The organism is Microbacterium zouquanmingi (assembly GCF_052266695.1).
GTDB lineage: Bacteria > Actinomycetota > Actinomycetes > Actinomycetales > Microbacteriaceae > Microbacterium.
Map to the genome: position 1 here is coordinate 1 of NZ_JBQPQZ010000004.1, position 23,732 is coordinate 23,732.

General features: G+C 65.2%; 23 protein-coding genes. 2 read left to right on the forward strand and 21 right to left on the reverse strand.

The window, feature by feature from the left end; translation table 11 throughout:
- Nucleotides 1-342 precede the first annotated feature (342 nt).
- Nucleotides 343-1,620 (forward strand): CoA transferase, encoded by a 1,278-nt coding sequence (locus ACTU6U_RS09430; RefSeq protein WP_443468866.1) that lies wholly within the window; start codon nucleotides 343-345, stop codon nucleotides 1,618-1,620.
- Here ACTU6U_RS09430 and ACTU6U_RS09435 read toward each other — a convergent pair.
- Together ACTU6U_RS09435 and tyrS are read right to left on the reverse strand one after the other, a co-directional pair.
- Nucleotides 1,571-2,380, reverse strand: coding sequence for a DUF4184 family protein (locus ACTU6U_RS09435; protein ID WP_443468867.1), 810 nt, complete (start codon nucleotides 2,378-2,380; stop codon nucleotides 1,571-1,573). The genes ACTU6U_RS09430 and ACTU6U_RS09435 overlap by 50 nt on opposite strands.
- 3 nt (nucleotides 2,381-2,383) lie before the next feature.
- Entirely contained in the window at nucleotides 2,384-3,685 is a 1,302-nt protein-coding gene (tyrS, locus tag ACTU6U_RS09440; protein WP_443468868.1) for a tyrosine--tRNA ligase, read from the reverse strand.
- Between the two features lie 71 nt (nucleotides 3,686-3,756).
- Between tyrS and ACTU6U_RS09445 the strand changes: the two genes are divergently transcribed.
- Entirely contained in the window at nucleotides 3,757-4,338 is a 582-nt protein-coding gene (locus ACTU6U_RS09445) for a hypothetical protein (protein ID WP_443468869.1), read from the forward strand.
- 16 nt (nucleotides 4,339-4,354) lie between these two features.
- Here ACTU6U_RS09445 and ACTU6U_RS09450 read toward each other — a convergent pair whose 3' ends face one another.
- From ACTU6U_RS09450 to infC, 19 genes are all read right to left on the reverse strand, one after another.
- Nucleotides 4,355-4,999: a SatD family protein gene (locus ACTU6U_RS09450; RefSeq protein WP_443468870.1), complete on the reverse strand. Its 645-nt coding sequence runs from the start codon at nucleotides 4,997-4,999 to the stop codon at nucleotides 4,355-4,357.
- A gap of 74 nt (nucleotides 5,000-5,073) precedes the next feature.
- Nucleotides 5,074-6,504 carry an argininosuccinate lyase gene (gene argH, locus ACTU6U_RS09455; RefSeq protein ID WP_443468871.1) on the reverse strand — a complete coding sequence of 477 codons (1,431 nt, stop codon included), beginning with the start codon at nucleotides 6,502-6,504 and terminating at the stop codon, nucleotides 5,074-5,076.
- 9 nt (nucleotides 6,505-6,513) lie between these two features.
- A complete protein-coding gene (locus tag ACTU6U_RS09460; RefSeq protein ID WP_443468872.1) occupies nucleotides 6,514-7,605 on the reverse strand; it encodes a heparan-alpha-glucosaminide N-acetyltransferase domain-containing protein in 1,092 nt (363 codons plus the stop codon).
- 4 nt (nucleotides 7,606-7,609) lie between these two features.
- Nucleotides 7,610-8,533: an ornithine carbamoyltransferase gene (argF, locus tag ACTU6U_RS09465; RefSeq protein WP_443468873.1), complete on the reverse strand. Its 924-nt coding sequence runs from the start codon at nucleotides 8,531-8,533 to the stop codon at nucleotides 7,610-7,612.
- Entirely contained in the window at nucleotides 8,530-9,747 is a 1,218-nt protein-coding gene (locus tag ACTU6U_RS09470) for an acetylornithine transaminase (protein WP_443468874.1), read from the reverse strand. The genes argF and ACTU6U_RS09470 overlap by 4 nt, the downstream gene beginning before the upstream one ends.
- The gene (gene argB, locus ACTU6U_RS09475; RefSeq protein WP_443468875.1) at nucleotides 9,744-10,661 is read right to left on the reverse strand and encodes an acetylglutamate kinase; all 918 of its coding nucleotides are present in this window, start codon (nucleotides 10,659-10,661) and stop codon (nucleotides 9,744-9,746) included. Before argB ends, ACTU6U_RS09470 begins: the two co-directional genes overlap by 4 nt.
- On the reverse strand, nucleotides 10,658-11,815 hold the full coding sequence (gene argJ, locus ACTU6U_RS09480) for a bifunctional glutamate N-acetyltransferase/amino-acid acetyltransferase ArgJ (RefSeq protein WP_443468876.1): 1,158 nt from the start codon (nucleotides 11,813-11,815) through the stop codon (nucleotides 10,658-10,660). The genes argB and argJ overlap by 4 nt, the downstream gene beginning before the upstream one ends.
- On the reverse strand, nucleotides 11,812-12,867 hold the full coding sequence (gene argC / locus ACTU6U_RS09485; RefSeq protein WP_443468877.1) for an N-acetyl-gamma-glutamyl-phosphate reductase: 1,056 nt from the start codon (nucleotides 12,865-12,867) through the stop codon (nucleotides 11,812-11,814). The genes argJ and argC overlap by 4 nt, the downstream gene beginning before the upstream one ends.
- Before the next feature lie 246 nt (nucleotides 12,868-13,113).
- Nucleotides 13,114-14,265 (reverse strand): glycoside hydrolase family 3 N-terminal domain-containing protein, encoded by a 1,152-nt coding sequence (locus ACTU6U_RS09490; protein WP_443468878.1) that lies wholly within the window; start codon nucleotides 14,263-14,265, stop codon nucleotides 13,114-13,116.
- A gap of 89 nt (nucleotides 14,266-14,354) precedes the next feature.
- On the reverse strand, nucleotides 14,355-16,856 hold the full coding sequence (gene pheT / locus ACTU6U_RS09495; protein WP_443468879.1) for a phenylalanine--tRNA ligase subunit beta: 2,502 nt from the start codon (nucleotides 16,854-16,856) through the stop codon (nucleotides 14,355-14,357).
- Complete coding sequence (pheS, locus tag ACTU6U_RS09500) at nucleotides 16,856-17,896, reverse strand: phenylalanine--tRNA ligase subunit alpha (RefSeq protein ID WP_443468880.1); 1,041 nt, start codon at nucleotides 17,894-17,896, stop codon at nucleotides 16,856-16,858. Before pheS ends, pheT begins: the two co-directional genes overlap by 1 nt.
- Nucleotides 17,897-17,923: 27 nt before the next feature.
- A complete protein-coding gene (locus tag ACTU6U_RS09505; protein WP_443468881.1) occupies nucleotides 17,924-18,844 on the reverse strand; it encodes an amino acid ABC transporter permease in 921 nt (306 codons plus the stop codon).
- Nucleotides 18,841-19,497: an amino acid ABC transporter permease gene (locus tag ACTU6U_RS09510; protein ID WP_443468882.1), complete on the reverse strand. Its 657-nt coding sequence runs from the start codon at nucleotides 19,495-19,497 to the stop codon at nucleotides 18,841-18,843. Before ACTU6U_RS09510 ends, ACTU6U_RS09505 begins: the two co-directional genes overlap by 4 nt.
- A 65-nt stretch (nucleotides 19,498-19,562) precedes the next feature.
- Nucleotides 19,563-20,471, reverse strand: a complete 909-nt coding sequence (locus ACTU6U_RS09515; protein ID WP_443468883.1) for a glutamate ABC transporter substrate-binding protein — start codon at nucleotides 20,469-20,471, stop codon at nucleotides 19,563-19,565.
- 44 nt (nucleotides 20,472-20,515) lie between these two features.
- Complete coding sequence (locus ACTU6U_RS09520; protein ID WP_443468884.1) at nucleotides 20,516-21,265, reverse strand: amino acid ABC transporter ATP-binding protein; 750 nt, start codon at nucleotides 21,263-21,265, stop codon at nucleotides 20,516-20,518.
- Nucleotides 21,266-21,344: 79 nt separating this feature from the next.
- Nucleotides 21,345-22,157, reverse strand: a complete 813-nt coding sequence (locus tag ACTU6U_RS09525; protein ID WP_443468885.1) for a TrmH family RNA methyltransferase — start codon at nucleotides 22,155-22,157, stop codon at nucleotides 21,345-21,347.
- A gap of 80 nt (nucleotides 22,158-22,237) precedes the next feature.
- Entirely contained in the window at nucleotides 22,238-22,624 is a 387-nt protein-coding gene (gene rplT / locus ACTU6U_RS09530) for a 50S ribosomal protein L20 (protein ID WP_417510501.1), read from the reverse strand.
- A gap of 33 nt (nucleotides 22,625-22,657) precedes the next feature.
- Nucleotides 22,658-22,855, reverse strand: a complete 198-nt coding sequence (rpmI, locus tag ACTU6U_RS09535) for a 50S ribosomal protein L35 (RefSeq protein ID WP_087133207.1) — start codon at nucleotides 22,853-22,855, stop codon at nucleotides 22,658-22,660.
- Nucleotides 22,856-22,928: 73 nt separating this feature from the next.
- On the reverse strand, nucleotides 22,929-23,564 hold the full coding sequence (infC, locus tag ACTU6U_RS09540) for a translation initiation factor IF-3 (RefSeq protein ID WP_443469230.1): 636 nt from the start codon (nucleotides 23,562-23,564) through the stop codon (nucleotides 22,929-22,931).
- Nucleotides 23,565-23,732: the final 168 nt, after the last annotated feature.

Consider the following 23,732-nt stretch of genomic DNA (forward strand, 5'->3'; position numbering starts at 1 on the left):
CGGCCATCACAACCAGGCCCGCAGGGCAACTTCTCAATCTTACCCCGTGGCTTCCGTTTGTCAAATCGGCGATCCGAGCGAACTCGGTGCGATCTGCGGAACCACAGAGCATCCCAGATGCAGGATCTCACGAGGTGAGTTTCTGTTTCTGGGAGGTGGTCCGCCACTTGAGGGGAGGTGAGCCTTGGCCCTTTCTCAACCCTGTGGGGCGAACAAGTAATAATTTACGTGGAATGCGGGATCTCGGCAAATCCAGGTGAGATCCCGGGCGTGTCTCGATGGTCGCTCCGCGCCATCGCTCCTGGTCAGCGCAGATTTCGGGCGAAAGAGTACGATCGCGCCATGAGGTTGATGCTCGCAGACGCACAGATCGACATACCGGATCCTCCCTGCAGGGTGCCTCTTCCCTCGCGTCTTGACACTGCATCTCTCGCCTGGGCCAGCGTGGTCGCAGCTGGCACCGCCGCGCATTCCGCGCACTCCCCCGTTGCAATACCCGACCCAGCCCGGATCGCCATGGCCTATCGCAGCGACCGCTTCTTTCGCCTCGATGGAAAGACGCAGAGCGCGTGGTCGCCGTACTCCCGCTTCTGGCGCACATCAGGCGGGTGGATACGAAGCCACGGCAACTACCCGCACCACGCGCGCGCATTCCGCGAAGCGCTCGATCTCGGTAAGAGCGCTTCGCCAGAACACATCGAAGCAATCATCGCGTCGATGACTGGTCGAGAAGCGGTAGCGCGCGTTGCCCACGCCGGCGGCCTCGCCGTCCTCGTAAACCCGGAGGACCGAAAGACAGATGCTGCGCTGCGCACCACTGCGCTTATCGACATCAACAAGATCAGCACGGACTCTCGTCCTCAAGGTGGTGCACAGGCAGAGGCGACGTCCCCCCTCCGCGGCATCCGCGTTCTCGACCTCACGCGTGTGATCGCTGGTCCCGTCTGCACACGAACGCTCGCGCTGCTCGGTGCTGATGTGCTGCGCATCGATCCACCTGACCTCCCTGAGATCGGCTGGCAGCATCTCGACACCGGTCATGGCAAGCGCTCCGCGCTGCTCGATGCGCGAGACCCCCAGATGGAATCTCTCCTTCAGCAGGCCGACGTGGTCATACTCGGCTATCGCGCGGCGACCATGGAGCGGCTCGGCCTCTCCCCGGCAGCTCTTGCACGGCGGCATCCGGGTCTCGTCATCGCGCAGCTGACGGCGTGGGGTACGGAATATCCGAACCGCGTCGGCTTCGACAGCCTGGTCCAAGCGGAGTCGGGAATCGCAATGATCGAATCGCTCGATGGCAAGACCCCCGGTGTGCTGCCCGCCCAGGCCCTTGATCACAGTGCCGGGTATCTGCTCGCGGCGGGCATCTGCGCTGTTCTCGCGCGTCGCAGAGTCGAGGGCGGCACCTGGCAGGTGAGCACATCGCTTCGCCGGATCGCCGCCGAGCTGCTCGGGATGCCACGGCGCGTGGCCCCAGAAGCCGAGGTCGCCATCGATCCCTCGGATCACCTCGAAGACTTCGCCGTGCAGGAGCACACGGTGACAACGGTGCGATCAGCGCTGCCGGGATTCAGCTTCGCGGCACCGCATCTGTGGGCTTCGGACGCCCCACGATGGTGAGCCCGACGCAGAACGCGAGAGTGAGCATGGCCCAGACCCCGCAAGCGGCAGGGAGCGTGCGGTACGCCAGGTGCTGGAGCGTGAACTGAGCGGTGAATGGTCCGAGCGTCGCGTAGCCGATGCTCCATGCGGCGATGAGGATGATCGGCAGCGACAGCCACCAGACGATCCGCACCCACGGCCGCAGCCTGCGCACTCGCACCGGCCGGGCTTCAGCACGTCGCAGCCAGATCAGCGCGTAGACGCCGAGCACCAGAAGAGCGACAACGCTCGACCCGTGCTGCAGCCACTTATAACCCTGCAGCGGGCCCCACTGTTCGTCGAGCCCGGGGATGAGCTGCAGACCCAGCCGCCCTTCGTGCGTGAACGAGTCCCACACGATATGCGAGAGGACGCCCAACAGCAGGGATACCGTGAGCCACAGCCCGTAGGTCCATCGTCGTCCGATGCCGAGGGCATCATTCAGAGCGTCGGAACCGACCTCGTCCCACTCGGGGGGAAGCCGTCGCGCCAGCCACGTCGGCGAGAGCTCCCCCGCCGCTGGTCGCAGCACCACGCGCCACAGCAGGAACAGTCCGAGCGCGACGACGGCGGTCCAGACGATGTTCGCGTAGGTGTGCGTGAACGAGTAGGTCACCCCGAAGCCACGCAGGAACAGCGGCAGGTCCGGGGTCATCGCCCCGATCGCGATTGCTGCCGGAACCAGCGGTGTGCGCAGGAACGGCAGCGCGACGACCGCGTGACTCGGTGTGAACGGCAAGCGTCAGCCGATGAACACGCCAGCGAGGGTTTTCTTGCCGCGGCGCAGCACTGACACTCCTCCTGGCAGGGTTCCCTGCACTGCGGCGGTCTCGTCTTCTATGCGGACACCGTCGAGAGAGACACCGCCCTGTGCGATCGCGCGGCGCGCTTCGGACAGGCTCACGACGAGTCCGGTCGCAACAAGCGCGTCGACCACGGAGGTGCCCACGGCAACCGTGGCGTTCGGGAGTTCATCGAGTGCCGAGCGCAGAGTGGCAGCATCGAGCGTGCTCAGATCGCCCTGACCGAACAGCGCGTCAGATGCCGCGATGACGGCAGCCGTGGCATCCGCCTCGTGCACCGTCGCGACGACCTCGAGAGCGAGGCGCTTCTGCGCGGCACGGCGGAACGGCTCCGTCTCGACGAGGTTCTCGTACTCTTCGATCTCGGAGCGGGTGAGGAATGTGAAGATCTTCAGACGCTCGATGACGTCGGAGTCAGCGGTGCTCAGCCAGAACTGGTACATCCTGTATGGGCTGCACATCTCGGCATCCAGCCAGATCGCGTTGCCCTCGCTCTTGCCGAACTTCGTGCCGTCGCTGTTGGTGATCAGCGGAGTGCCGATCGCGTGCGCGGAGACGCCTTCGGCACGACGGATGAGGTCGGTGCCGCTGGTCAGGTTTCCCCACTGGTCCGATCCGCCGGTCTGCAGCACGCAGTCGTACTGGCGGTAGAGCTCGAGGAAGTCCATGCCCTGCAGGATCTGGTAGCTGAACTCCGTGTAGCTGATCCCCTCATCGGAGTTCAGCCGCGCAGCGACGGCATCCTTCTTGAGCATCGTTCCGACGCGGTAGTGCTTGCCGATCTCACGCAGGAAGTCGATTGCGCTCATCGGCGCGGTCCAGTCGAGGTTGTTCACCATGCGCGCGGCGTTCTCGCCCTCGAAACTGAGGTAGCGCTCGACCTGCATGCGCAGGCGCCCCACCCACTCCTCGACGGTCTCGCGGGTGTTCAGCGTGCGCTCGGCGGTGGGACGCGGGTCGCCGATGAGTCCGGTCGATCCGCCGACGAGGCCGAGCGGCTTGTGACCGGCGAGCTGGATACGGCGAAGCGTCAGCAGCTGCACGAGGTTGCCGAGGTGCAGGCTCGGAGCTGTCGGGTCGAATCCGCAGTAATACGTGACCGGGTCCCCGCCGAGAAGGGCGCGCAGCGCCTCCTGGTCAGTGGACACGTGGACGAGGCCGCGCCACACGAGTTCATCCCACACGTTTTCGAACGCGGGATCAATCGCCTGCGGGGCAGTCGTCAGAGGAGGATTCGACACGCGTTCCAGGTTATCAGCGCCTCGCCCCCACCATTCCGCGCGATGTCGGATGCTCGTGCGAAGCTGTCGGCATGTCTGCGGCACTGCTATCGATCATCGTGGGAGCGAGCGTGGCCGTGCTGCTGGGCGCCGCGCTCGTGATCTCGCTGGCCACCCTGCGCAAGCCCGCGACGATGCCGATGGCGGTCGCGAGCATCTTGGCGGGGGTCGCGCTGGTGGCGATCGTGGTCGTGCGACCGTCCGGAATCCCGATCTACATCGGCGCACTGATCGCGGTGCTCGGGATCGCCGCCGCGACAATCGGCGGCAACCCGTTCACGCGTCGGGCTCTCGATATCGCCACAGGAAAAAGGGTCCGCGAAACCGAGGACGGCGGCATCCTCATCATCGCCGCGCAGGCCTCCGACCCCGAGAGCGCGCGCACCCTCATGCGCGGCGGCACGGTGATCGGCTATCTGGAGCGTGTGGCCATGGTGATCTCGGTCGCGGTCGGGTTTCCAGAAGCGATCGCCGCGATCATCGCGGTCAAGGGCATCGGCCGCTTCCCCGAGCTTGCCGAGCCCGAAGCTCGCGAACGGTTCATCATCGGCACGGTGGCGAGCCTGCTGTGGGCCGGCGTGATCGGCGCGGTCATCCGTCTCGCACTGACCTGAGCCGACCGAGCCACGGTCAGAGCAGGTCGAGCATCCGGAAGCCTTCGACGATGGCAGCAGCACCCGCGGTCGACAGCCCCTGAGACACCGCGGACTGGGTGATTCCCTCTGCCTCGGCGAGTTCGCGCTGCGTCCTGGACAGACAGCGTCCGTAGGTCAATCGGCGCACGCGTTCAGACATCGTGCCGACGATCTCGTCGCGCGTGAGCAGGTAGACGTTGGCCCATCGCACAGCATCCGCGTGCTGATCTGCCACGCTCTCGTCAGCGATGATCCAGCTGCGGGCTTGAGGAGCGGTGCGCTTCTGCAGCATCTCAACGTGTTCGATGGCGCTGCGCGCCGCCCACCAGCCTGGGCCTTCGGAGATGCCCTTTTCGGATGCTGACGATGGCACCCGGTTCACGTCGCCGATGCCGATGCCATATCGAAACTCCACACCGTCTGGCAGAGCCAAGCGCAACAGCAGAATCGTACCGAGTGCGGCGTCGATGCTCGGATAGACCGCCTGCTGCTCATCGCCCACAGTGGGGCGCAGGCCCTGCGTCGCCACGGGGAGGTCTTGCTCGACGCGAGCGATCGCGTCGTCGAACGCTCGTTGCGCGCTGACGCGATCAGCGAGTTGCCGAGAGCCGATGATGTCGGCGGTCACCGCGATGGACATGACATGAGGTTATCACTAATATTCTCGAGATATAAGTCATCCGCTTATTGCGCGGGAATATCAGCGATTCCAGGTCAGAGCCCCAGTGCGTGTGCAGCCTTCTGCGTGCGTGCGATCAGTTCAGCGCGCTGCTCTTCGACACGCACCGGTGCAGTTCCGCCAGTGCCGGTGCGCGAAGCAACCGACCCTTCGATACTGAGGACCTCACGAACCTCAGAGGTCAAGTGTGCGGAGACATCGGCGAGCAGTGCGTCATCTGCATCCTCGAGGCCGATCCCCCGCTCCTCGCAGGCACGGACAAGCGCACCGGAGATCTCGTGCGCATCACGGAACGGCACCCGACGCTTCACGAGCCATTCGGCCACATCCGTCGCGAGTGAGAAGCCCTGCGGTGCCAGCTCTGCCATGCGAGCAGTATCGAAACGCAGAGTCGCGATCATGCCGGCGAAGGCAGGCAGTACGACTTCAAGCGTGTTCACCGAGTCGAAGACCGGCTCTTTGTCTTCCTGCAGGTCACGGTTGTACGCGAGCGGCAGGCCCTTGAGCGTCGCCATCAGACCGGTCAGGTTTCCGATCAGGCGACCGGACTTGCCGCGGGCGAGCTCGGCGATGTCGGGGTTCTTCTTCTGCGGCATGATGCTCGACCCTGTCGAGTAGCTGTCGTGCAGCGTGACGAAGCCGAACTCACGTGTGTTCCAGAGGATGATCTCCTCCGACAGGCGCGAGAGGTCGACGCCGATCATCGCGGTGATGAACGCGAACTCCGCAACGACATCACGAGCTGCCGTGCCGTCGAGCGAGTTCTCGGCCGGACGATCCAGACCGAGCTCACGGGCGACGAGATCGGGATCGAGACCGAGTGTGGATCCCGCTAGCGCTCCTCCGCCGTACGGCGAGACACCGGCGCGCACGCGCCAGTCGACGAGGCGTTCGAGCTCACGCAAAAGAGGCCACGCATGCGCCTGCAGGTGGTGCGCGAGAAGCACTGGCTGCGCGTGCTGCAGATGAGTGCGTCCAGGAAGAATCGCCCCCGGATGCGCTTCGGCCTGAGCGACGAGTGCATCGATGACACGCAGAATGTCGCGGGCGATCACCTTCGCGTGATCGATCAGATACATCCGTACGAGCGTCGCGATCTGATCGTTGCGCGAGCGTCCGGCACGAAGACGACCGCCGAGCTCGGGGCCGAGCTCGGCGATCAGCGCCTGCTCGAGTGCACCGTGCACATCTTCGTCGGTCGGTGCCGGAACGATCGTCCCGTCGGCAACCTTGCGCGCGACGGCATCGAGCCCCTCATGCATCTTCTGCGCTTCGTCGGGCTCGAGGTATCCAGCGGCCGCAAGCGCTGTCGCGTGCGCGTGGGACCCCGCGATGTCATAGGGCGCGAGGATCCAGTCGAAGTGCGTAGACCGGCTGAGTTCTACCAGCTCGGGGGATGGCCCCGATGCGAATCGTGCGCCCCAGAGTGCGCCCTCGTTCGTGCCGTCATGCTTCGCCTCGCTCATCGTTCCAGCCTACCGGCGGGGCTGGGAGGTCACGACGGCCTTCGCGGCGCGATCCAGCAACCACTCCAGCGGTCCGCGCCCGATGAACAGCGCCCACGCGGTGCACCCGATCAGCGTGGTGATAGTCATCGGCCAGAACGGCTCGAGCTCACGGAAACCGCCGAGATCTTGCGTATTACCCAACGCGATTCCCGCGACGATCGCCCAGACGACGATCTGCGCGGCATAGGCCGTCAGCGGCATGGCACCAGCCGCACGCAGAGGCAGCGTGATCGCCTTCAGCACGCTGAGTCGGCACAGCAGCAAGCAGATTGCCAGCGTCGCGAGAACGAACCCCGCGGAGCCTAAGACTTCGAACAGGCCAGCCGAGTGCGGCTCGACCGACCATACCGACCGCCAGTACGGATCTGACTCTGCCCCTGGCAGTAGCGCCAGCCCGTACCCGACAGCCGCGAGCACTGCGCCGGCGATCAGCATCCGCACCTGGACCGAGGTTCTGGTGACTCCCGCTCTCGAGATGCCGAGACCCGCGAGCACGAAGACGATCCAGATCGTGAACGGATAGTGCCATCCGATGAACACGTCCAGCTCCGACCCGAAGGGCATCTGCCAGATCGGCAGTTCGTCAAGCAGCGGCTGAAGGAAAGGCATGATCAGTGCGAGCACCGCCGCCACCCACAGGATGATGCGCGCTGGCAACCCGGTGAACGGGAGTGCGATCAGGAACAGGATCGCGTAGGCGGGCAGGATGACGAACACCGGCACCCCGGTGAGGATGAGCAGGATGCCGAGGACGAGCAACACCGCGGCACGAATCGCCACCCGCCCTCGGGCGACCGACATCTGTGGGCCCGCCAGCGGCGTGCGACCGCCGGTGACAAGACCGATCGAGACGCCGGCAAGCATCGCGAACAGAATCGACGATCGTCCATCGACGAGGGCTGTCCACGATCCTGGGTCAGTCCAGACGAAGCCATCCCCCGTATCGAGCAGGTGCGCTGCGAACATCCCGATGATGGCGAGTCCGCGGGCGAGATCAACGCCGGCGATCCGGGCAGGACCGTTCAGTCGCTGCCAGTTCGTTCGCAGACGCCCGCTCATTTGCTCAGCTCTGACGCAGCAGCCAGACCAGCAGGGCCTTCTGCGCATGCAGGCGGTTCTCCGCCTCATCCCACACAACGCTCTGCGGACCGTCGATGACTTCCGGGTCGACCTCGTAGCCGCGGTCAGCGGGCAGGCAGTGGATGAAGATCGCTTCGGGACCGGCGAGAGCCATCGTCTCGTTCGTCACCTTGTAACCGCCGAGGTCACGAATGCGTGCGATTTTCTCCTCTTCCTTGCCCATCGAGACCCAGGTATCCGTGACGATGACGTCGGAACCAGCCGCCGCCTCGTTGGGGTCGGCGTAGAGCGTGATCGAACCGCCCGTCTCTGCAGCGCGGCGCTCTGCGGCCTCCACGACATCAGCACGCGGAGCGTAGGACGCCGGCGATGCCATGCGCACGTGCATGCCAGCGGTGACACCCGCGAGGGCGTAAGAGTGCGCCATGTTGCTCTGCGCATCGCCGAAGAACGTGAGTGTCAGCCCGGTCAGGTCGCCCTTGTGCTCGCGGATCGTGAGCAGGTCGGCGAGCAGCTGGCAGGGGTGGAAGTCATCGGAGAGCGCGTTGATGACCGGCACGCGGGTGCCCTTGGCCATCTCTTCGAGTCCGGACTGCGCGTAGGTGCGCCACACGATGGCCGCCACCTGACGCTCGAGCACGCGCGCGGTGTCGGAGGGGGTCTCCTTGCCGCCGAGCTGGCTGCTCGCTGTCGAGATGATCAGCGGCGAACCACCGAGGTCGGCGATCCCGACCGCGAACGAAACGCGGGTGCGCGTGGAGGACTTGTCGAAGATCACCGCGACGGTCTGGGGTCCGGCGAGAGACTTGTCAGCCCAGCGGTCCTTCTTCAGCTCGATCGCGAGATCAAGGATCTCCGCCTGCTCGGCGGAGGTGAGGTCATCGTCGCGCAGCAGGTGGCGGGTCACAGTGTTACCTTCTCGTTCTCAGATGCTGCAAGAACCGCCTGCACGTCAGCAAGGGCAGCAGCGAACAGCGTGTGGAATTCTTCGATCTCTGCGTCGCCGATGTTCAGAGCCGGCGCGATGCGCACGGTGCTGGCGTTCGCCGCGTTGATGATGAGGCCCCGGTTCTGGGCCGCGGTGACGACCTCACTGGCGACAGGCGCGCTGAGGCCGACGCCGATGAGTAATCCGCGTCCGCGAACCTCGTCGACCAGGTCCGACCCGAGCCCGAGGATCACAGCGCGCAGCTGCTCGCCGCGAGCTGCCGCGTTCTGCACGAGGCCTGCGTTCTCGATCTCGCCGAGCACCGCGTTCGCAACGGCGGTGCCGAGCGGGTTACCGCCGAAGGTGGAACCATGTGACCCGGGCGTGAACAGCGCGCTTGCCGATCCGTAGGTCACCAGCGCGCCGATCGGGAAGCCTCCGCCGATCCCCTTCGCCATCGTGATGGCGTCAGGGGTGATGCCCTCGTGGTTGAATCCGAACCACTCGCCGGTGCGACCGGCTCCGGTCTGGATCTCGTCGATGATCAGCAGGGCGCCGTGCGTGAGTGTCAGCGACCGCGCCGCGGCGAGGTAGCCCTCCGGCAGTTCGACGACGCCTGCCTCACCCTGGATGGGCTCGACGAACACAGCCGCGACGCGGTCATCGAGAGCAGCCTCGAGCGCCTCGATTGTTGCAGGGATGTGCTCAACCCCACCGGGCATCGGCTCGAAGGGGGCACGGTAGGACTCCTTCGCGGTCAGCGCGAGGGATCCGATCGTGCGTCCGTGGAAGGCGTTCTCCAGGGCGAGAATGCGCGGGCGATCGCTGCCGCCGTGCAGGCGAGCCAGCTTGAACGCCGCCTCATTCGCCTCTGCACCCGAGTTCGAGAAGTATGCGCGGCCTTCAAGACCAGCCCCTGCCAGCCGCTTCAGGCGTGCTGCGAGCTCGAGCTGAGGAGGCGTGGCGAAGTAGTTCGAGACATGAGCGAGGGTCGCCGCCTGCTTCGAGATGGCTTCGACGAACACCGGGTGTGCATGGCCCAGTGAGTTCACGGCGATGCCGGCGAGGAAGTCGAGGTAGCGCTTGCCCTCGTCGTCCCACACATGCGATCCCTCGCCGCGAGTGAGCATCGCGAAGCGCTCCCCCGCATTGAGTACGAGATCCCGTGCCGCATCTTCTTTCCAGACGGTCACGCCGTCACCCCCGATTTTTCAAGTACCACTTCAGTTCCGATTCCCTTGCTGGTGAACAGCTCGACGAGTACTGAGTGCTTCACCCGCCCGTCGATGATGGCCGCTGCATCCACTCCGCCTTCGACCGCATCGAGGCACGCGCGCATCTTCGGGATCATTCCTGACTCGAGAGTCGGGAGCATCTGGGTGAGTTGCTGCGAGTTCAGGTGCGAGACCAGCGAATCCCGATTCGGCCAGTCGGCGTAGAGACCAGGGACGTCGGTGAGGATCACGAGTTTGCGCGCGTTCAGCGCGACCGCAAGGGCGGATGCTGCGGCATCCGCGTTCACGTTCAGCGACTGTCCCGGGTTGTCGAGGTCCGGCGCGATGCTGGAGATCACCGGGATGCGGCCGGCAGCCAGGTGATCGAAGATCGCGGTGGGATCGACCTGCACGACGTCTCCGACGCGGCCGAGATCGACCTGCTGGCCGTCGATCTCAACGCCGCGGCGTCGGCCGCCGAAAAGACCGGCGTCTTCACCGCTGAGCCCTGTTGCGATCGGACCGTGCGAATTGATCTTCGCGACCAGCTGCGGATTGACCTGACCGGTGAGCACCATGCGCACGACGCTGATCGCCTCAGTGTTGGTGACCCGGTAGCCGCCCTTGAACTCGCTGGGAATCGCAAGGCGATCCAGCATGTTCGAAATCTGCGGACCGCCGCCGTGGACGACTACCGGCTGGACGCCGACGTAACGCAGGTACGCGATGTCCTGCGCGAATGCCTCCTGCAGTTCATCGGAGACCATGGCGTTGCCGCCGTACTTGACGACCACGATCTGGTCACGGAACTTCTTCAGCCACGGGAGCGACTCGATGAGCGTCGCCGCTTTTTCTGCCGCGACGTCGGGGGGCGTGTCCTGAATATCTGTCATGAGGAGTAGGCGCTGTTCTCGTGGACGTAGTCATGGGTGAGGTCGTTCGTGCGGATCGTCGCCTCGGCGTCGCCCACCTTCAGATCGATGAGCAGATCGGTCTCGCGCGGCGTGAGATCGACGTCTTCACGCGGACGGTCAGGGCCCCCCTCCGTGCACACGCGGACGCCGTTCATCCACACGTCGACGTCATAGGGGTCGAACTGCGCAGCGGTGGTGCCGATCGCGGCGAGTACACGACCCCAGTTCGGGTCGTTTCCGAAGATCGCGGCCTTGAAGAGGTTGTTGCGGGCGACGGAGCGGCCCACCTCCACAGCATCCTGCTCATTCATCGCATTCGCGACACAGATCGTGATGTCGTGGCTGGCGCCCTCAGCATCGCGCTGCAGCATCGCTGCGAGCTGATCGCTGAGTTCGGTAAGAGCTGCGGTGAACTCTTCGAGATCGGGCCGGATGCCGCTGGCACCGTTGGCGAGCAGCGTCACCTGGTCGTTCGTCGACATGCATCCATCGGAGTCCAGGCGATCGAAGGTCTGGCCGGTGGCTGCGCGAAGCGCGGTGTCCGCCTCGATTGCCTCGAGGTCGGCGTCAGTCGTGATGACGACGAGCATGGTCGCAAGGCCCGGTGCGAGCATTCCTGCCCCCTTGGCCATGCCGCCGATCGTCCAGCCGTCGCGGGTGATCACCGCGGTCTTCGCGATCGTGTCGGTTGTCATGATGGCGTGGGCCGCACTGTCACCCCCTTCTGCCGAGAGTTCGCTGATCGCCTGCCGTGTGCCGGCGAGAACCTTGGCGCGGAACGCTTCGTCTCCCGTGCCGATGAGCCCGGTGGAGCAGACGAGGATGTCCCCTGCGCTGACGTCGAGCAGTTCTGCCGCCTTCTCGGCGGTCTGGTGCGTGGTCTGGAAGCCGAAGCTTCCGGTGAAGCAGTTCGCACCTCCCGAGTTCAGGACGATCGCCTCGACAGTGCGGTCGAGGATGACCTGCTGCGACCAGATGATCGGGTTGGCCTTGGCGCGGTTGCTCGTGAACACCGCGGCACCGATCTTGCGCGGGCCTCGGTTGACGACAACGGCGACATCCGGCTTTCCGGTGGACTTGAGACCGACTGCGACTCCGGCCGCTTCGAATCCCTGAGGTGCGGTGACGCTCATGGTGCCACTCCGTTCACGGTGAGGGCGCGGTCTTCGGGAAGGCCGAGCGCGAGGTTCATGGATTGAATGGCAGCGCCAGCGGTGCCCTTGGCAAGGTTGTCGACGGCAGTGACCACCGTGACCCGGTTCACCGCGCGGTCGATCGCGAGGCCGATCAGCGCCGTGTTCGCGCCGACCACATCCGCGGTGCGCGGGAACTGTCCCTCCGGCAGCAGCTGCACGAAAGTCTCGTCGCCGTACGCGCTCTCCCACGCTGCGCGGATCTGTTCATCGGTCACACCGGGGATGATCGGCGCGGTCGACGTGGCGAGAATACCGCGAGACATCGGGACCAGCACGGGAGTGAACGAGATGCGCACATCGGCGGCATCCGGACCCTGAGCCTGCCTGAGGGCCTGCTGGATCTCCGGAATGTGTCGGTGCGTGCCGCCGACTGCATAGGGGTTCGCCGTGCCGAGGAGCTCGCTACCGAGAAGGTTCGTCTTGAGGCTCTTTCCGGCCCCAGACGGGCCGACGGCGAGCACGGAGACGATATCGCTCGGGTCGATCACCCCGGCAGCGACACCAGGGGCGAGGCTGAGGCTGACCGTAGATGCGTTGCATCCGGGGGCAGCAATGCGCTTCGCTCCGCGCAGGTTCTCGCGCTGCTTGGCGTCACCACCGATCAGGAGCTCAGGAACGCCGTAGGCCCACGGCTCGTGGAAGTGGCCGCCGTAGAAGGCATCCCACGATTCCTGTGAGGTCAGGCGGTGGTCGGCGCCGGCATCGATGACCAATGGCACATCTCCCAGAGCATCCGTGTACTGGCCGGACTGACCATGCGGAAGCGCGAGGAAGACGATGTCGTGTCCGGCGAGAATCTCTGGAGTCGTGTCCTGCAGAGTGAGGTGTGCGAGCGAGCGCAGGTGCGGCTGGTGCTGGATGAGCGGCTGACCTGCATTCGAATGCGCAGTGACAGTGCGGATCTCGATGTCGGGATGGCCTGCGAGCAGGCGCAGAATCTCGCCACCTGCATAACCGGATGCGCCGGAGACGGCGACGGAATACGTCATGGTTCTACCTTAACGGTCGGGACTTCCATCCCTGATCTGGTCGGAGGACAGCGGCGGCGACACCGGTGCTCGACCACCCGCACGAGCGGAGGGAGCACGGGGTCGCCTAAAGTCGGCGTCCGCCCAGACGGCTGCGGCGTCGGCGCACGACGGTAACGCTCGGAGCGAGCGTCGCAGAGTCGTTGAGAGCCGAAGGCATGTGTGGACGATAGCGCGGGATCTGGAGCATCCGCAAATCCGGCCGGGTCACAGGGTGGACTTGAGCATGAGCACGCGAGATGCTGCCTCGGCAAGACGCTCCGCGAACGTCGCATCCGTGGACGCACGCTGTTCCAGCGCCGTGATGATCTGTCCGGCCGTCTCTGGGGTGGATCCGGCGATCATGAGCACGAGGTCCGCACCGGCCGCGATCGCGGCGACTGAGTTCGCGACCGGATCGGCGTACGCTACTTCACCGGATGAGCCGAGCATCCCCAGATCGTCGGTCACCGCGACGCCGTCGAACCCGAGGTCCTCGCGCAGAATCCGATACCACTCGGGTGAGAGCGACGCGGGTTCCGCGGCAATCGACGGGAATCGGAGGTGCCCTGTCATCACCAATTCTGCTCCCGCGTCGATGCCGGCTTCGAACGGGATCGCGTCGAACGTGCGCCACTCCGCGAGTGTCTGCGCACTGGTCGGGATCGCGCTGTGCGAATCTCCCTCGGCCGCGCCATGGCCAGGGAAGTGCTTGAGCGTGGATGCGACGACACCGCGTTCGCCGGCCACTGCCGCGGCGACGCGATCCGCGACGGCCTGCGGGTCGGTTCCGTACGACCTGCCGAAGATGAATGAGTCCTGCGTGCGAGGAACATCGGCGACGATGCCGAAGTTGATGTCGACCCCCGCGGCTGCGAGCAGCCCGGCCCGCGCTGCGAACGCGGCCTGGGTCTCAGCAGGTGCCGCTGTCTTCAGCTCGTACGACGAAGCAAGCTCATCCCACGGCATCCGCCTGACGTCCCCGCCTTCCTGGTCGATCGCGATGAGCGCCTGATCGGATGCCGCGTGAACCGTGTCGGTCAGACCGCGAAGCTCGTCCGGCGTCGCTGGAACGTTGCCGCCCATCAGGATGAGGCCATCGGGGCCCACCGAGACGTAGTCGGCTAGAGCGGCCGCGTCCGTTCCAGGAGCAGTGCCCATGACGACCAGCGCCGCCTGCTCGGCGATGGTCATGCGTGCGACCTGCTGCGCTGCCTGCTCTCCGGGCGTCAGAGGAGTCGGGGTGGGGGTGGGGGTCGGAGCCTGAGTGGCTGTGAGCGTCGGCGGTGTCGATGGCTCAGCGGAATCGCCAGAGGCGGCGCACCCCGCAAGTCCGATGCCTACCGCCAGGAATGCCGCGGCAATCGCACGACTTCTCATCTGCCTAGGCTACCCACCGCAGGAGGTCGTGCGACCATCCTCTCCACTCTGCGATTTGCTCTGCGAATCGCTTTGCACCTGACCCGCGGTCAGTCCCGGATGCTTGCGCCGAACCGTTCGGTCGCCACGGCGACACCGGCGAGCTTCGCGTCGGTCGCCTCGGCTGCGGTGAGGGTGCGGTCGGCAGCGCGGAAGCGGAGCGCGAAGGTCAAGCTCTTGTGCCCCGCATCCACGCCCTGGCCGCGGTAGTCGTCGACGAGGCGAGCGGATTCGAGCAGCTCACCCGCACCCTCGACCAGCGCAGCGCGCAGGTCAGCGGCGGTGACGTCGATGGGAACGACGAGCGAGACATCCTGCGTGGCAGCGGTGTTGCGCGACAGGGATGCTGCCACGACCCGGTCACCAGCAAGCGAGAGCACAGCGTCGAGGTCGAGCTCGAACACGACCGCGCAACCGGGAAGGTCGGCGTCTGCAGCCACGTTCGGGTGCAGCTCTCCGACGTATCCGACCTCGGTGCCTGCGACGCTCAGCACGCCCGCGCGTCCGGGGTGCAGCGCGGCACGGCTGCCCTGGGCCACATCGATGTCCACGCCGGCCGCGACAGCGACGACGCGCACGGCATCCAGTGCTTCGGTGAGGCCGTAAGCCTCTGCCTCGCGACCGGGCTGGCGCGGCGTGACGTTTCCGGTGAACAGCGCCGCGAGGTGACGCGGCTGCGCCGGAATCGACGCGTTCAGCTCTGCGAGCTTGTCAACGGAGGGGCGCTGACCGAGCGGCGGCACGTCATCGGTGCCGTACGAGACTCCGGCTTCAGGCAGGAACACCGCGCCGATCTCGAAGATCGCGACATCGGTCAGGCCGCGCGCGATGTTGCGGTGCGCGGTCGGCAGCAGCGTCGGCACGAGCGAACGGCGCAAGAACGGTACCTGGCCATCGAGCGGATTCGCGAGCTTGATGCTGGGCTGCTTCTCCCCCGAGACGGAGCCGTGCAGGTCGTTGAGCGCATCGGTCGTGAACGGGAAGGTCGGCGTCTCGACAAGTCCCGCAGCCGCAAGCGCGTTCGCAATACGGCGACGACCGAGCTGCGCAGCGGTAAGGCCGCGCCCTGCCGGCGGCACCGGCAGCACGGAGGGGATGCGGTCGAGTCCGTGGATGCGCGCAACCTCTTCGGCCAGCGTCCACTTGTCGGTGAGGTCTGGCCGCCAGCTCGGCGGAATGACCTGCCATCCTTCAGCAGTCTCAGTGACCTCCGCGCCGATCGTCTCGAGCGCGTCGACGATCTCCTGATCGGTGTAGTCCACACCGATGAGCCCAGGGACGAACTCTGCTGGCAGGTCGATGCCGGCGATCTCGAACTCGCCGTACAGCGCGCCGCCGAGCTCGTCGATCCGTCCGCCGGCGAGGTCGACCATGAGGTCGGCTGCGCGTTTGGCCGCGACGAACGGGATCAGCGGGTCGACCCCGCGCTCGAAGCGCTTGGAGGCCTCGCTGGGCAGCTTGTGCCTGCGCGCGGAGCGGGCGATCGAGATCGGGTCGAAGATCGCGGCCTCGATGAGCACGTTGCGCGTGGCATCCGTCATCTCGGTCGTGCCGCCGCCCATGACCCCGGCGAGCCCGATCGGACCGGACTCGTCGGTGATCAGCAGGTCCTCGACGTGGAGCTTGCGCTCCTGCCCGTCGAGCGTCGTGAGCTTCTCCCCCGCGGTGGCACGGCGAACCGTGATGCCACCGGAGAGCTTGTCGAGGTCGTAACCGTGGATCGGGTTTCCCAGTTCGAGCATCACGTAGTTGGTGATGTCGATGAGGATGCCGAGCGAACGGATGCCGGCGAGCGACAGGCGCGCGACCATCCAGGGCGGCGTCGGGCGGGAGGGATCGACGTCGCGCACCGCGCGCGCAACGAACTCCTGCACCGGCTTGCCCTCACGGATCGGCTCTGCATCCACGGCGAGCAGGAACCCGGTGCCAGGCTGCACGTCATCCCACTCGTGGGCTGCGGGATCGCGGAAGTCGGCGCCGGTGGCGTGCGAGTACTCGCGCGCCACACCACGGATCGAGAATGCGTAGCCACGATCAGGCGTGACGTTGATCTCGACGGCCTCGTCGTCCAGGTGCAGCAACGCGATCGCATCGGTGCCGACCGGTGCGTCAAGGCCGAGCGAGGAGAGAATCAGGATGCCGTCATGCTCATCGCCGAGTCCGAGCTCTCGAGCGGAGGCGATCATGCCGTCAGAGACATGCCCGTAGGTCTTGCGCGCGGCGATCGGGAACGGCCCCGGGAGGGTCGAGCCGGGAAGAGTCGCCACGATCTTGTCCCCGACGGCGAAGTTGGCGGCACCGCAGACGATGCCGCGGACCCCACCGTTCTCCTCACCGACGTCGACCTGGCACCAGCGGATGGTCTTGCCGTTCTTCTGCGGCTCCTCCTCGAAGGAGAGCACCTGCCCGATGACGACAGGGCCTTCGATCTCGAAGCCGTGCAGCTCTTCCTCTTCGAACCCGACGGACACCAGCGAGGCGAAGACGTCCTCAGCCGTGGCATCCGGTGCCATCTCGACGTACTCACGCAACCACGAAAGCGGGACGCGCATCACACCACCATCCCGAACTGCTCGCTGAAGCGCACATCGCCTTCGGCCATGTCGCGCATGTCCTGTACATCGCTGCGGAACATCAGTCCCCGCTCAACGCCGATCCCGAACGCAAACCCGCTGTAGATCTCGGGATCGATTCCCGCCGCCCGGAGCACGTTGGGGTTGACGATGCCGCAGCCGCCCCACTCGATCCAGCGGGCGCCGCCCTTGAAGGTGGGGTGCCACAGGTCGAACTCCGCCGACGGCTCGGTGAACGGGAAGAAGTTGGTGCGCAGGCGCGTCTTCGCCTCGGCGCCGAAGAGCTGGCGTGCGAGGTGATCGAGGGTGCCCTTGAGGTGCGCCATCGTGATGCCCTCGTCGACCACGAGGCCCTCCACCTGAGTGAAGACCGGCAGGTGGGTGGCGTCGTACTCGTCGGTGCGGAATACGCGGCCGGGTGAGATGACGTAGATCGGCACCTCGCGGGTGAGCATCGTGCGCATCTGGATAGGGCTCGTCTGCGTGCGCATGACCAGATGGCGGCTCGCGGGGTCGACGTAGAAGGTGTCCTGCATCTGCCGCGCCGGGTGGTCAGGATCGAGGTTCAGAGCGTCGAAGTTGTACCACTCGTGCTCGAGCTCGGGGCCTTCGGCGACCTCCCAGCCCATGCTGACGAAGATGTCAGAGATCTCTTCCTGCAGCAGAGGCAGCGGATGCCGCGCTCCGACGCGCGTGCGCGATGCGACGGCGGTGATGTCAACGCGCTCGTCTTCGAGCCGCGCAGCCAGCTCTGCCTCAGCGAGCTCCGTCTCCTTCGCCGCCATAGCCTGAGTGACCTGGCCGCGGCCCTGGCCGATCAGCTTGCCGAAGGCGGCCTTGTGCTCGGGCGCAACCTGACGCATCGATGCGTTCAGAACCGCCAGCGGCGACCCTTCTGCGACATGCGCGGCGCGGGCGGCTTTCAGCTCTGCGGTGCTGGCGGCGGCACCGATCGCGTCGAGAGCGGCGGCGACGGCGGATTCCACCGCCTCTGGAGTGATTTCTGGAGCGTCTGACACGAGAACCGAGTCTACCGGGGGTGTGCGTCAGATTCCCCCGCCGGTGCTGTTCCCGTCGAACTTGCCCGTGCCCTTCTGGGCCGCGATGATCTCGGTGTCGGTCCCCTCGTGCATAACCGCGGCGTTGTCTGCGGCGATGACCTTCAGCTTCGGCGAGTGACGGGTCTTGATCTCGACCCACTTCGCAATGCCTGACAGGATCAGACACATCACGATGTAGATGCCACCGATGACGATTGCCGACTGCAGGATCGGACGCCCCTCCTGCGAGCTGAGCAGCTTGGCGTAGTACAACAGCTCCGGGTAGGTGATGATGAACCCGAGCGCGGTGTCCTTCATCGTGACGACGAGCTGAGCCACGATCACCGGGAGCATTGCGCGGATCGCCTGAGGCAGCAGGATCAGTCGCATCACGCCGCTCTTGCGAAGCCCGATCGCGTAGCCTGCTTCCTTCTGACCCCGCGGAAGCGACTCGATACCCGCACGCAGAGCCTCGGCCAGCACGGAACCGTTATAGACCATGAGTGCGATCACGACAGCCCAGTACGGGTCCATCTTGATGCCGATGCTCGGAAGGCCGTAGTACAGCAGCATCATCATGACCAGCACCGGCACGGCGCGGAAGATTTCGGTGATCGCAGTGACAGGAACGCGCACCCACGCGTGGTCGGAAACTCGCCCGATCGCAAGGACGAAGCCAAGCGTGAGGCTGAGGATCGCGGCGACGGCGAAGGCAGCAAGTGTGTTCCCGAGCGCCTCGAGGATCTGCTCCCACACCGTGGAGAAGGTGAATACGTACCACTTCGCCGGCGCGAACTGTCCAGAGACAGCCATGCGGTAGATGAGGAAGCCGACAACGGCGGCGACGAGAACGACAGTCGCGATCGCCAGGAGGCCATTGCGTCGCCGTGCCCGCGGGCCGGGGACGTCGTAGAGGACAGAAGTCATCGCGCGATCCTCCATCGGTTCTCGAGATAGCGCTGGACCCAGCTCATGAGCAGCACCATGATGACGAAGATGACGGCGACCCAGAGGAGAACCTCCATCGGGCTGCCCGCTCGATCATGCGAGTCGTTGATCGTCGCTCGCAGGGCCGCGAGCTCACCGATCGAGAATCCTGCGGCAACCGTGGTGTTCTTCAGCAGCGCGATGAACACGCTCATCATCGGCGGAACGACGGAGCGGAAGGCCTGCGGCAGGATGACCAGCGACATCACCTGTCCGAATGGAAGGCCGATCGCTCGGGCCGCCTCGGCCTGGCCAACAGGGACCGTGCTGATGCCGGCGCGCAGAGTCTCGGCGACGTAGGTGGCGGTGTAGATGCCGATCGCCAGGATGCCGAGCACGGTGTTGGAGAGGTTCGGCAGCCCGAGCACGGGATAACCGAAGACGAAGAAGAAGAAGACAAGCGTCAACGGGGTGTTGCGGATGATGTTGACATAGGCCGTCCCGATTGCACGCGCCACCGGGACCGGGGAGACGCGCATCGCGCCGATGATCAGCCCGAGCACAAGGGCGATGATGCCGCCGAAGACGAACACCAAGAGGGTGTTGCCCAAGGCGTCGCCCCAGAGATCGAGGTTCCCGAAGATGACGTCCACGCGTCGTCCTCCCCTTCAGAAGGTTGAGAGGGGCGATCCCAAGATGGAATCGCCCCTGAGATCACTCAGTCGACAGCAGGCTGCTCGACTTCGATTCCCGACGAACCGAGGTTCTTGTCGAAGATTGCCTGCCAGATGTCGCCGCCATCGGTGAAGAGGGTGTTGATGTGGTCGAGAAGGACAGTATCGCCCTTCGGGAGTCCGACGCCGTAGCGCTCCTCGGTGAATAGCTCGCCGACGACCTTGACCTCGTCCGGGTACTTGGCCGCGTAGCCGATCAGAATCGCCTGGTCGGTCGTGACGGCGTCGACCTTGCCGTTGATGAGGTCTTCGACGCACGCGGAGTACAGGTCGTACTCCTCGGTCTTGATCTCGGGGTAGTTCTCCTTGATGTTCTGGATCGGGGTGGAACCCGTCGCCGAGCACACGGTCTTGCCGTTGAAGTCGGAGACATCCTTCACATCGGTGATGTCGCTGTCTACGCCGACGAGGAAGCCCTGGCCGGTGATGAAGTAGGGACCAGCGAAGTCGATCTGCTCCTTGCGCTTGTCAGTGATCGAGTAGGTGCCGACGTAGTAGTCGATGTCACCGTTCACGATCGCCTGCTCACGGTTGGCCGACGCGATCGGCTTGTACTCGATCTGCTCCTCGTCGAAGCCTAGGGATGCCGCGATCCACCGAGCGATGTCGATGTCGAAGCCGGCACGTTCGTTGGTGGTGACATCGAGGTAGCCGAGGTTCGGCTGGTCTTCCTTGACACCGATGGTGACCTTGCCGGCCTCGACCATCTCGTCGAAAGTCGGGCTGCCTTCGAGCTGGACATCGCTGGCGACCTCGAACCAGGTAGAGGGCTCTGCGCTGGCGTCTCCGCCGTCGCTGCCCGGCTCCGTCGGCGTGCCGCTGTTGCAGGCGGTCAGGGCCAACAGCGCTGCCGCGGCGATTCCGATTCCCGCCAGTGTGCGTGTGCGTCGCATGATTGCGTCTCCTTCGTGTGCTGGGTGCTGTGTATGAGAAGAGATCAGTGGGTGAGGAGCTTGGAGAGGAAGTCTTTGGCGCGGCTGCTCTGAGGGTTCGTGAAGAACTCTTCCGGAGTCGCCTCTTCGACGATCTGACCGTCGGCCATGAACACCACACGGTCAGCTGCCTTGCGCGCGAAGCCCATCTCGTGAGTGACGACGATCATCGTCATCCCCTCTTTCGCCAGCTGCACCATGACATCGAGGACCTCGTTGATCATCTCGGGGTCGAGGGCGCTGGTTGGTTCGTCGAAGAGCATGACCTTCGGGTGCATCGCCAGGGCGCGGGCGATCGCGACACGCTGCTGCTGTCCGCCGGAGAGCTGTGCGGGCAGTTTCGACGCCTGCTGGGCCACGCCGACGCGTTCAAGGAGCGCCATCGCCTCCTTCTCGGCGTTCGCCTTCGACAACCCCCGGACCTTGATCGGTCCGAGAGTGACGTTCTCGAGAATGGTCAGGTGCGCGAACAGGTTGAACGACTGGAAGACCATGCCGACGTCGGCGCGCAGCTTGGCGAGGCCTTTGCCCTCTGCGGGCAGTTCATTGCCGTCGATCGAGATCGTGCCGCTCGTGATCGTCTCAAGACGGTTGATCGTGCGGCAGAGCGTCGATTTTCCTGAGCCGGATGGCCCGATCACGACCACCACCTCGCCCGAATGCACCGTCAGGCTGATATCGGTCAGGGCCTGAAAATCGCCGTAGTGCTTCTGAACGTTGTCCACCACGACAAGTGGCGCGCCAGTCTGGGTCATTCCCCCACACTAGAAGCACACCGGCTCGGGAACCAGGGCCAGCACGTGCGGGTTACACACTTGTAACCCACCGATATTCTCAGTCGCCGTCAGCGGCCCGCTGGGAGAAGGCGCTCTCGTACAGGCAGACGCTCGCCGCTGTAGCGAGATTGAGCGATTCCGCTCGCCCGAAGATCGGCAGCTTGAGCACATGGTCGGCAAACGCCAGGGACGACTCTTCAAGGCCGCGGGCCTCATTGCCAAACAACCACGCTGTCGGCTGTGTCAGCACCCCCTCGGCGCGTGCGGCGAGCAGGTCATCGCCCTTCACGTCCGCGGCGAGAATGATGAGGCCCGCCGCGTGTGCACGCTCAACCACGTCTTCGAGATCCCCGCCGATGGACACCGGGAGGTGAAACAGCGAACCTGTCGTGGAGCGCACCACCTTCGGGTTGTAGGGGTCGACCGTGCGTCCGGTGAGTACGACAGCATCCGCGCCTGCCGCGTCCGCTGCGCGGATGATCGTGCCGAGGTTGCCGGGATCGCGCACCTCTTCACAGATCGCGACCAGTCGGGGAGAAGCCGCGAAGATATCGTCCAGTGCCGTGGGAATCTGGCGGCTGACGGCGACCACACCCTGAGGTGTGACAGTGTCGGCCATCGCACTGAGCACGTCATCTGTGACGAACTCGACGCGCACACCTTGCTCGGCGGTCGCTGCACGCAGGTCAGCGTGCTTCTCCCATGCCGTCTGCGTCGCGAAGAGTTCAACGATGGCATCCGGGCGATATGAGAGCGCCTCACGGACCGCCTGCGGGCCTTCGAGCAGGAAGAGACCAGTATCTGTTCGTGCGCTGCGCTTGGTGAGTTTCGCAACGGCTCGGACACGGGGGGACCGCGGATTCTCCAGCACGTGCTCAGTCTACGGATACGGGCGGGTGAATGCAGAACGGGCGCTCTCCCGAAGGAGAGCACCCGTTCGCGAGTGGAAGCTTACGCTGCCGACTTCGGCGCGTTGACGTCCGAAGGCAGAGCCTTCTTGGCCGTCTCGACGAGCGACACGAAGGTTGCCGGCTCGTTCACCGCGAGCTCAGCGAGCATGCGACGGTCGACCTGGACACCCGCGAGGCCGAGGCCCTGGATGAAGCGGTTGTACGTGATGCCGTTCTGGCGGGCAGCAGCGTTGATGCGCTGGATCCACAGACGACGGAAGTCGCCCTTGCGCTTGCGACGGTCACGGTACGAGTAGACCAGCGAGTGGATGACCTGCTCTTTGGCCTTGCGGTAGAGGCGCGAACGCTGACCGCGGTAACCCTTGGCGCGCTCGAGGATGACCCGACGCTTCTTGTGGGCGTTTACCGCCCGCTTGACTCTTGCCATTTTCCTGTGTTCCTATTCGTGCTTGCGTCGCGCTCAGCCGCGGCCGAGAAGCTTGTTCGCGACCTTGGTGTCGGCCTTCGAGAGCACCTGGTCCTGGTTGAGGCGGCGCGTGCGGCGGCTCGACTTGTGCTCGAGGTTGTGGCGCATACCGGCCTGCTGCTTCTTCAGCTTGCCGCTACCAGTGATCTTGAAGCGCTTCTTAGCACCCGAGTGGGTCTTCTGCTTCGGCATCTTCTCTTCCTTCGTGTGGCGCCTTTTCAGGCGACGGTGTCAACCCGCGCAATGCGGGAGTGTGAGTGCGGCGTTACTCCGCAGGCTTTTCTTCAGACTCGTCGGACGTGCGTGCGTCACGAGCAGCCTGTTTGTTCGCGACACGGACAGCATTCTGCTCGGCCTTCGCATCGGACTTGTTCTTGAGGGGTGCAACCACCATGACCATGTTTCGTCCGTCGATCGTCGGGTTGGACTCGACAGTGCCGAGCTCGGCGACGTCCTCAGCGAACTTGCGCAGCAGACGGACGCCCTGCTCTGGGCGGGACTGCTCACGACCGCGGAACAGGATCATTGCCTTGACCTTGTCGCCGGCCTTGAGGAAGCCCTCGGCGCGCTTGAGCTTGGTCGTGTAGTCGTGAGCTTCGATCTTCAGTCGGAAGCGGACTTCCTTGAGGATCGTGTTCGCCTGGTTGCGGCGAGCTTCCTTCGCCTTCTGGGCAGCCTCGTACTTGAACTTGCCGTAGTCCATGATCTTGACCACGGGCGGCTTCGAGTTGGGGGCAACCTCGACGAGGTCGAGGTCGGCTTCCTGCGCGAGGCGGAGCGCGACCTGGATGGCGACAACGCCGATCTGCTCACCCGCGGGGCCGACGAGGCGGACCTCGGGGACGCGGATGCGCTCATTGGTACGGGGATCGCTGATGCGGAACTCCTTAGACGATGGGATTGGCCGCTGCGACGCATTCTGCGACGCACCGTGAAAACGGAGACGCCTACCCACCCGCCGACATTCAGACGTCGGCTTCGCACCCTGAACACCGGACATCGTCCGATCTACCGGCGTGAACCGGCGGAGTACAAGACCCGGTAGCCTGGAACGGCAAGCGCGGGTGGG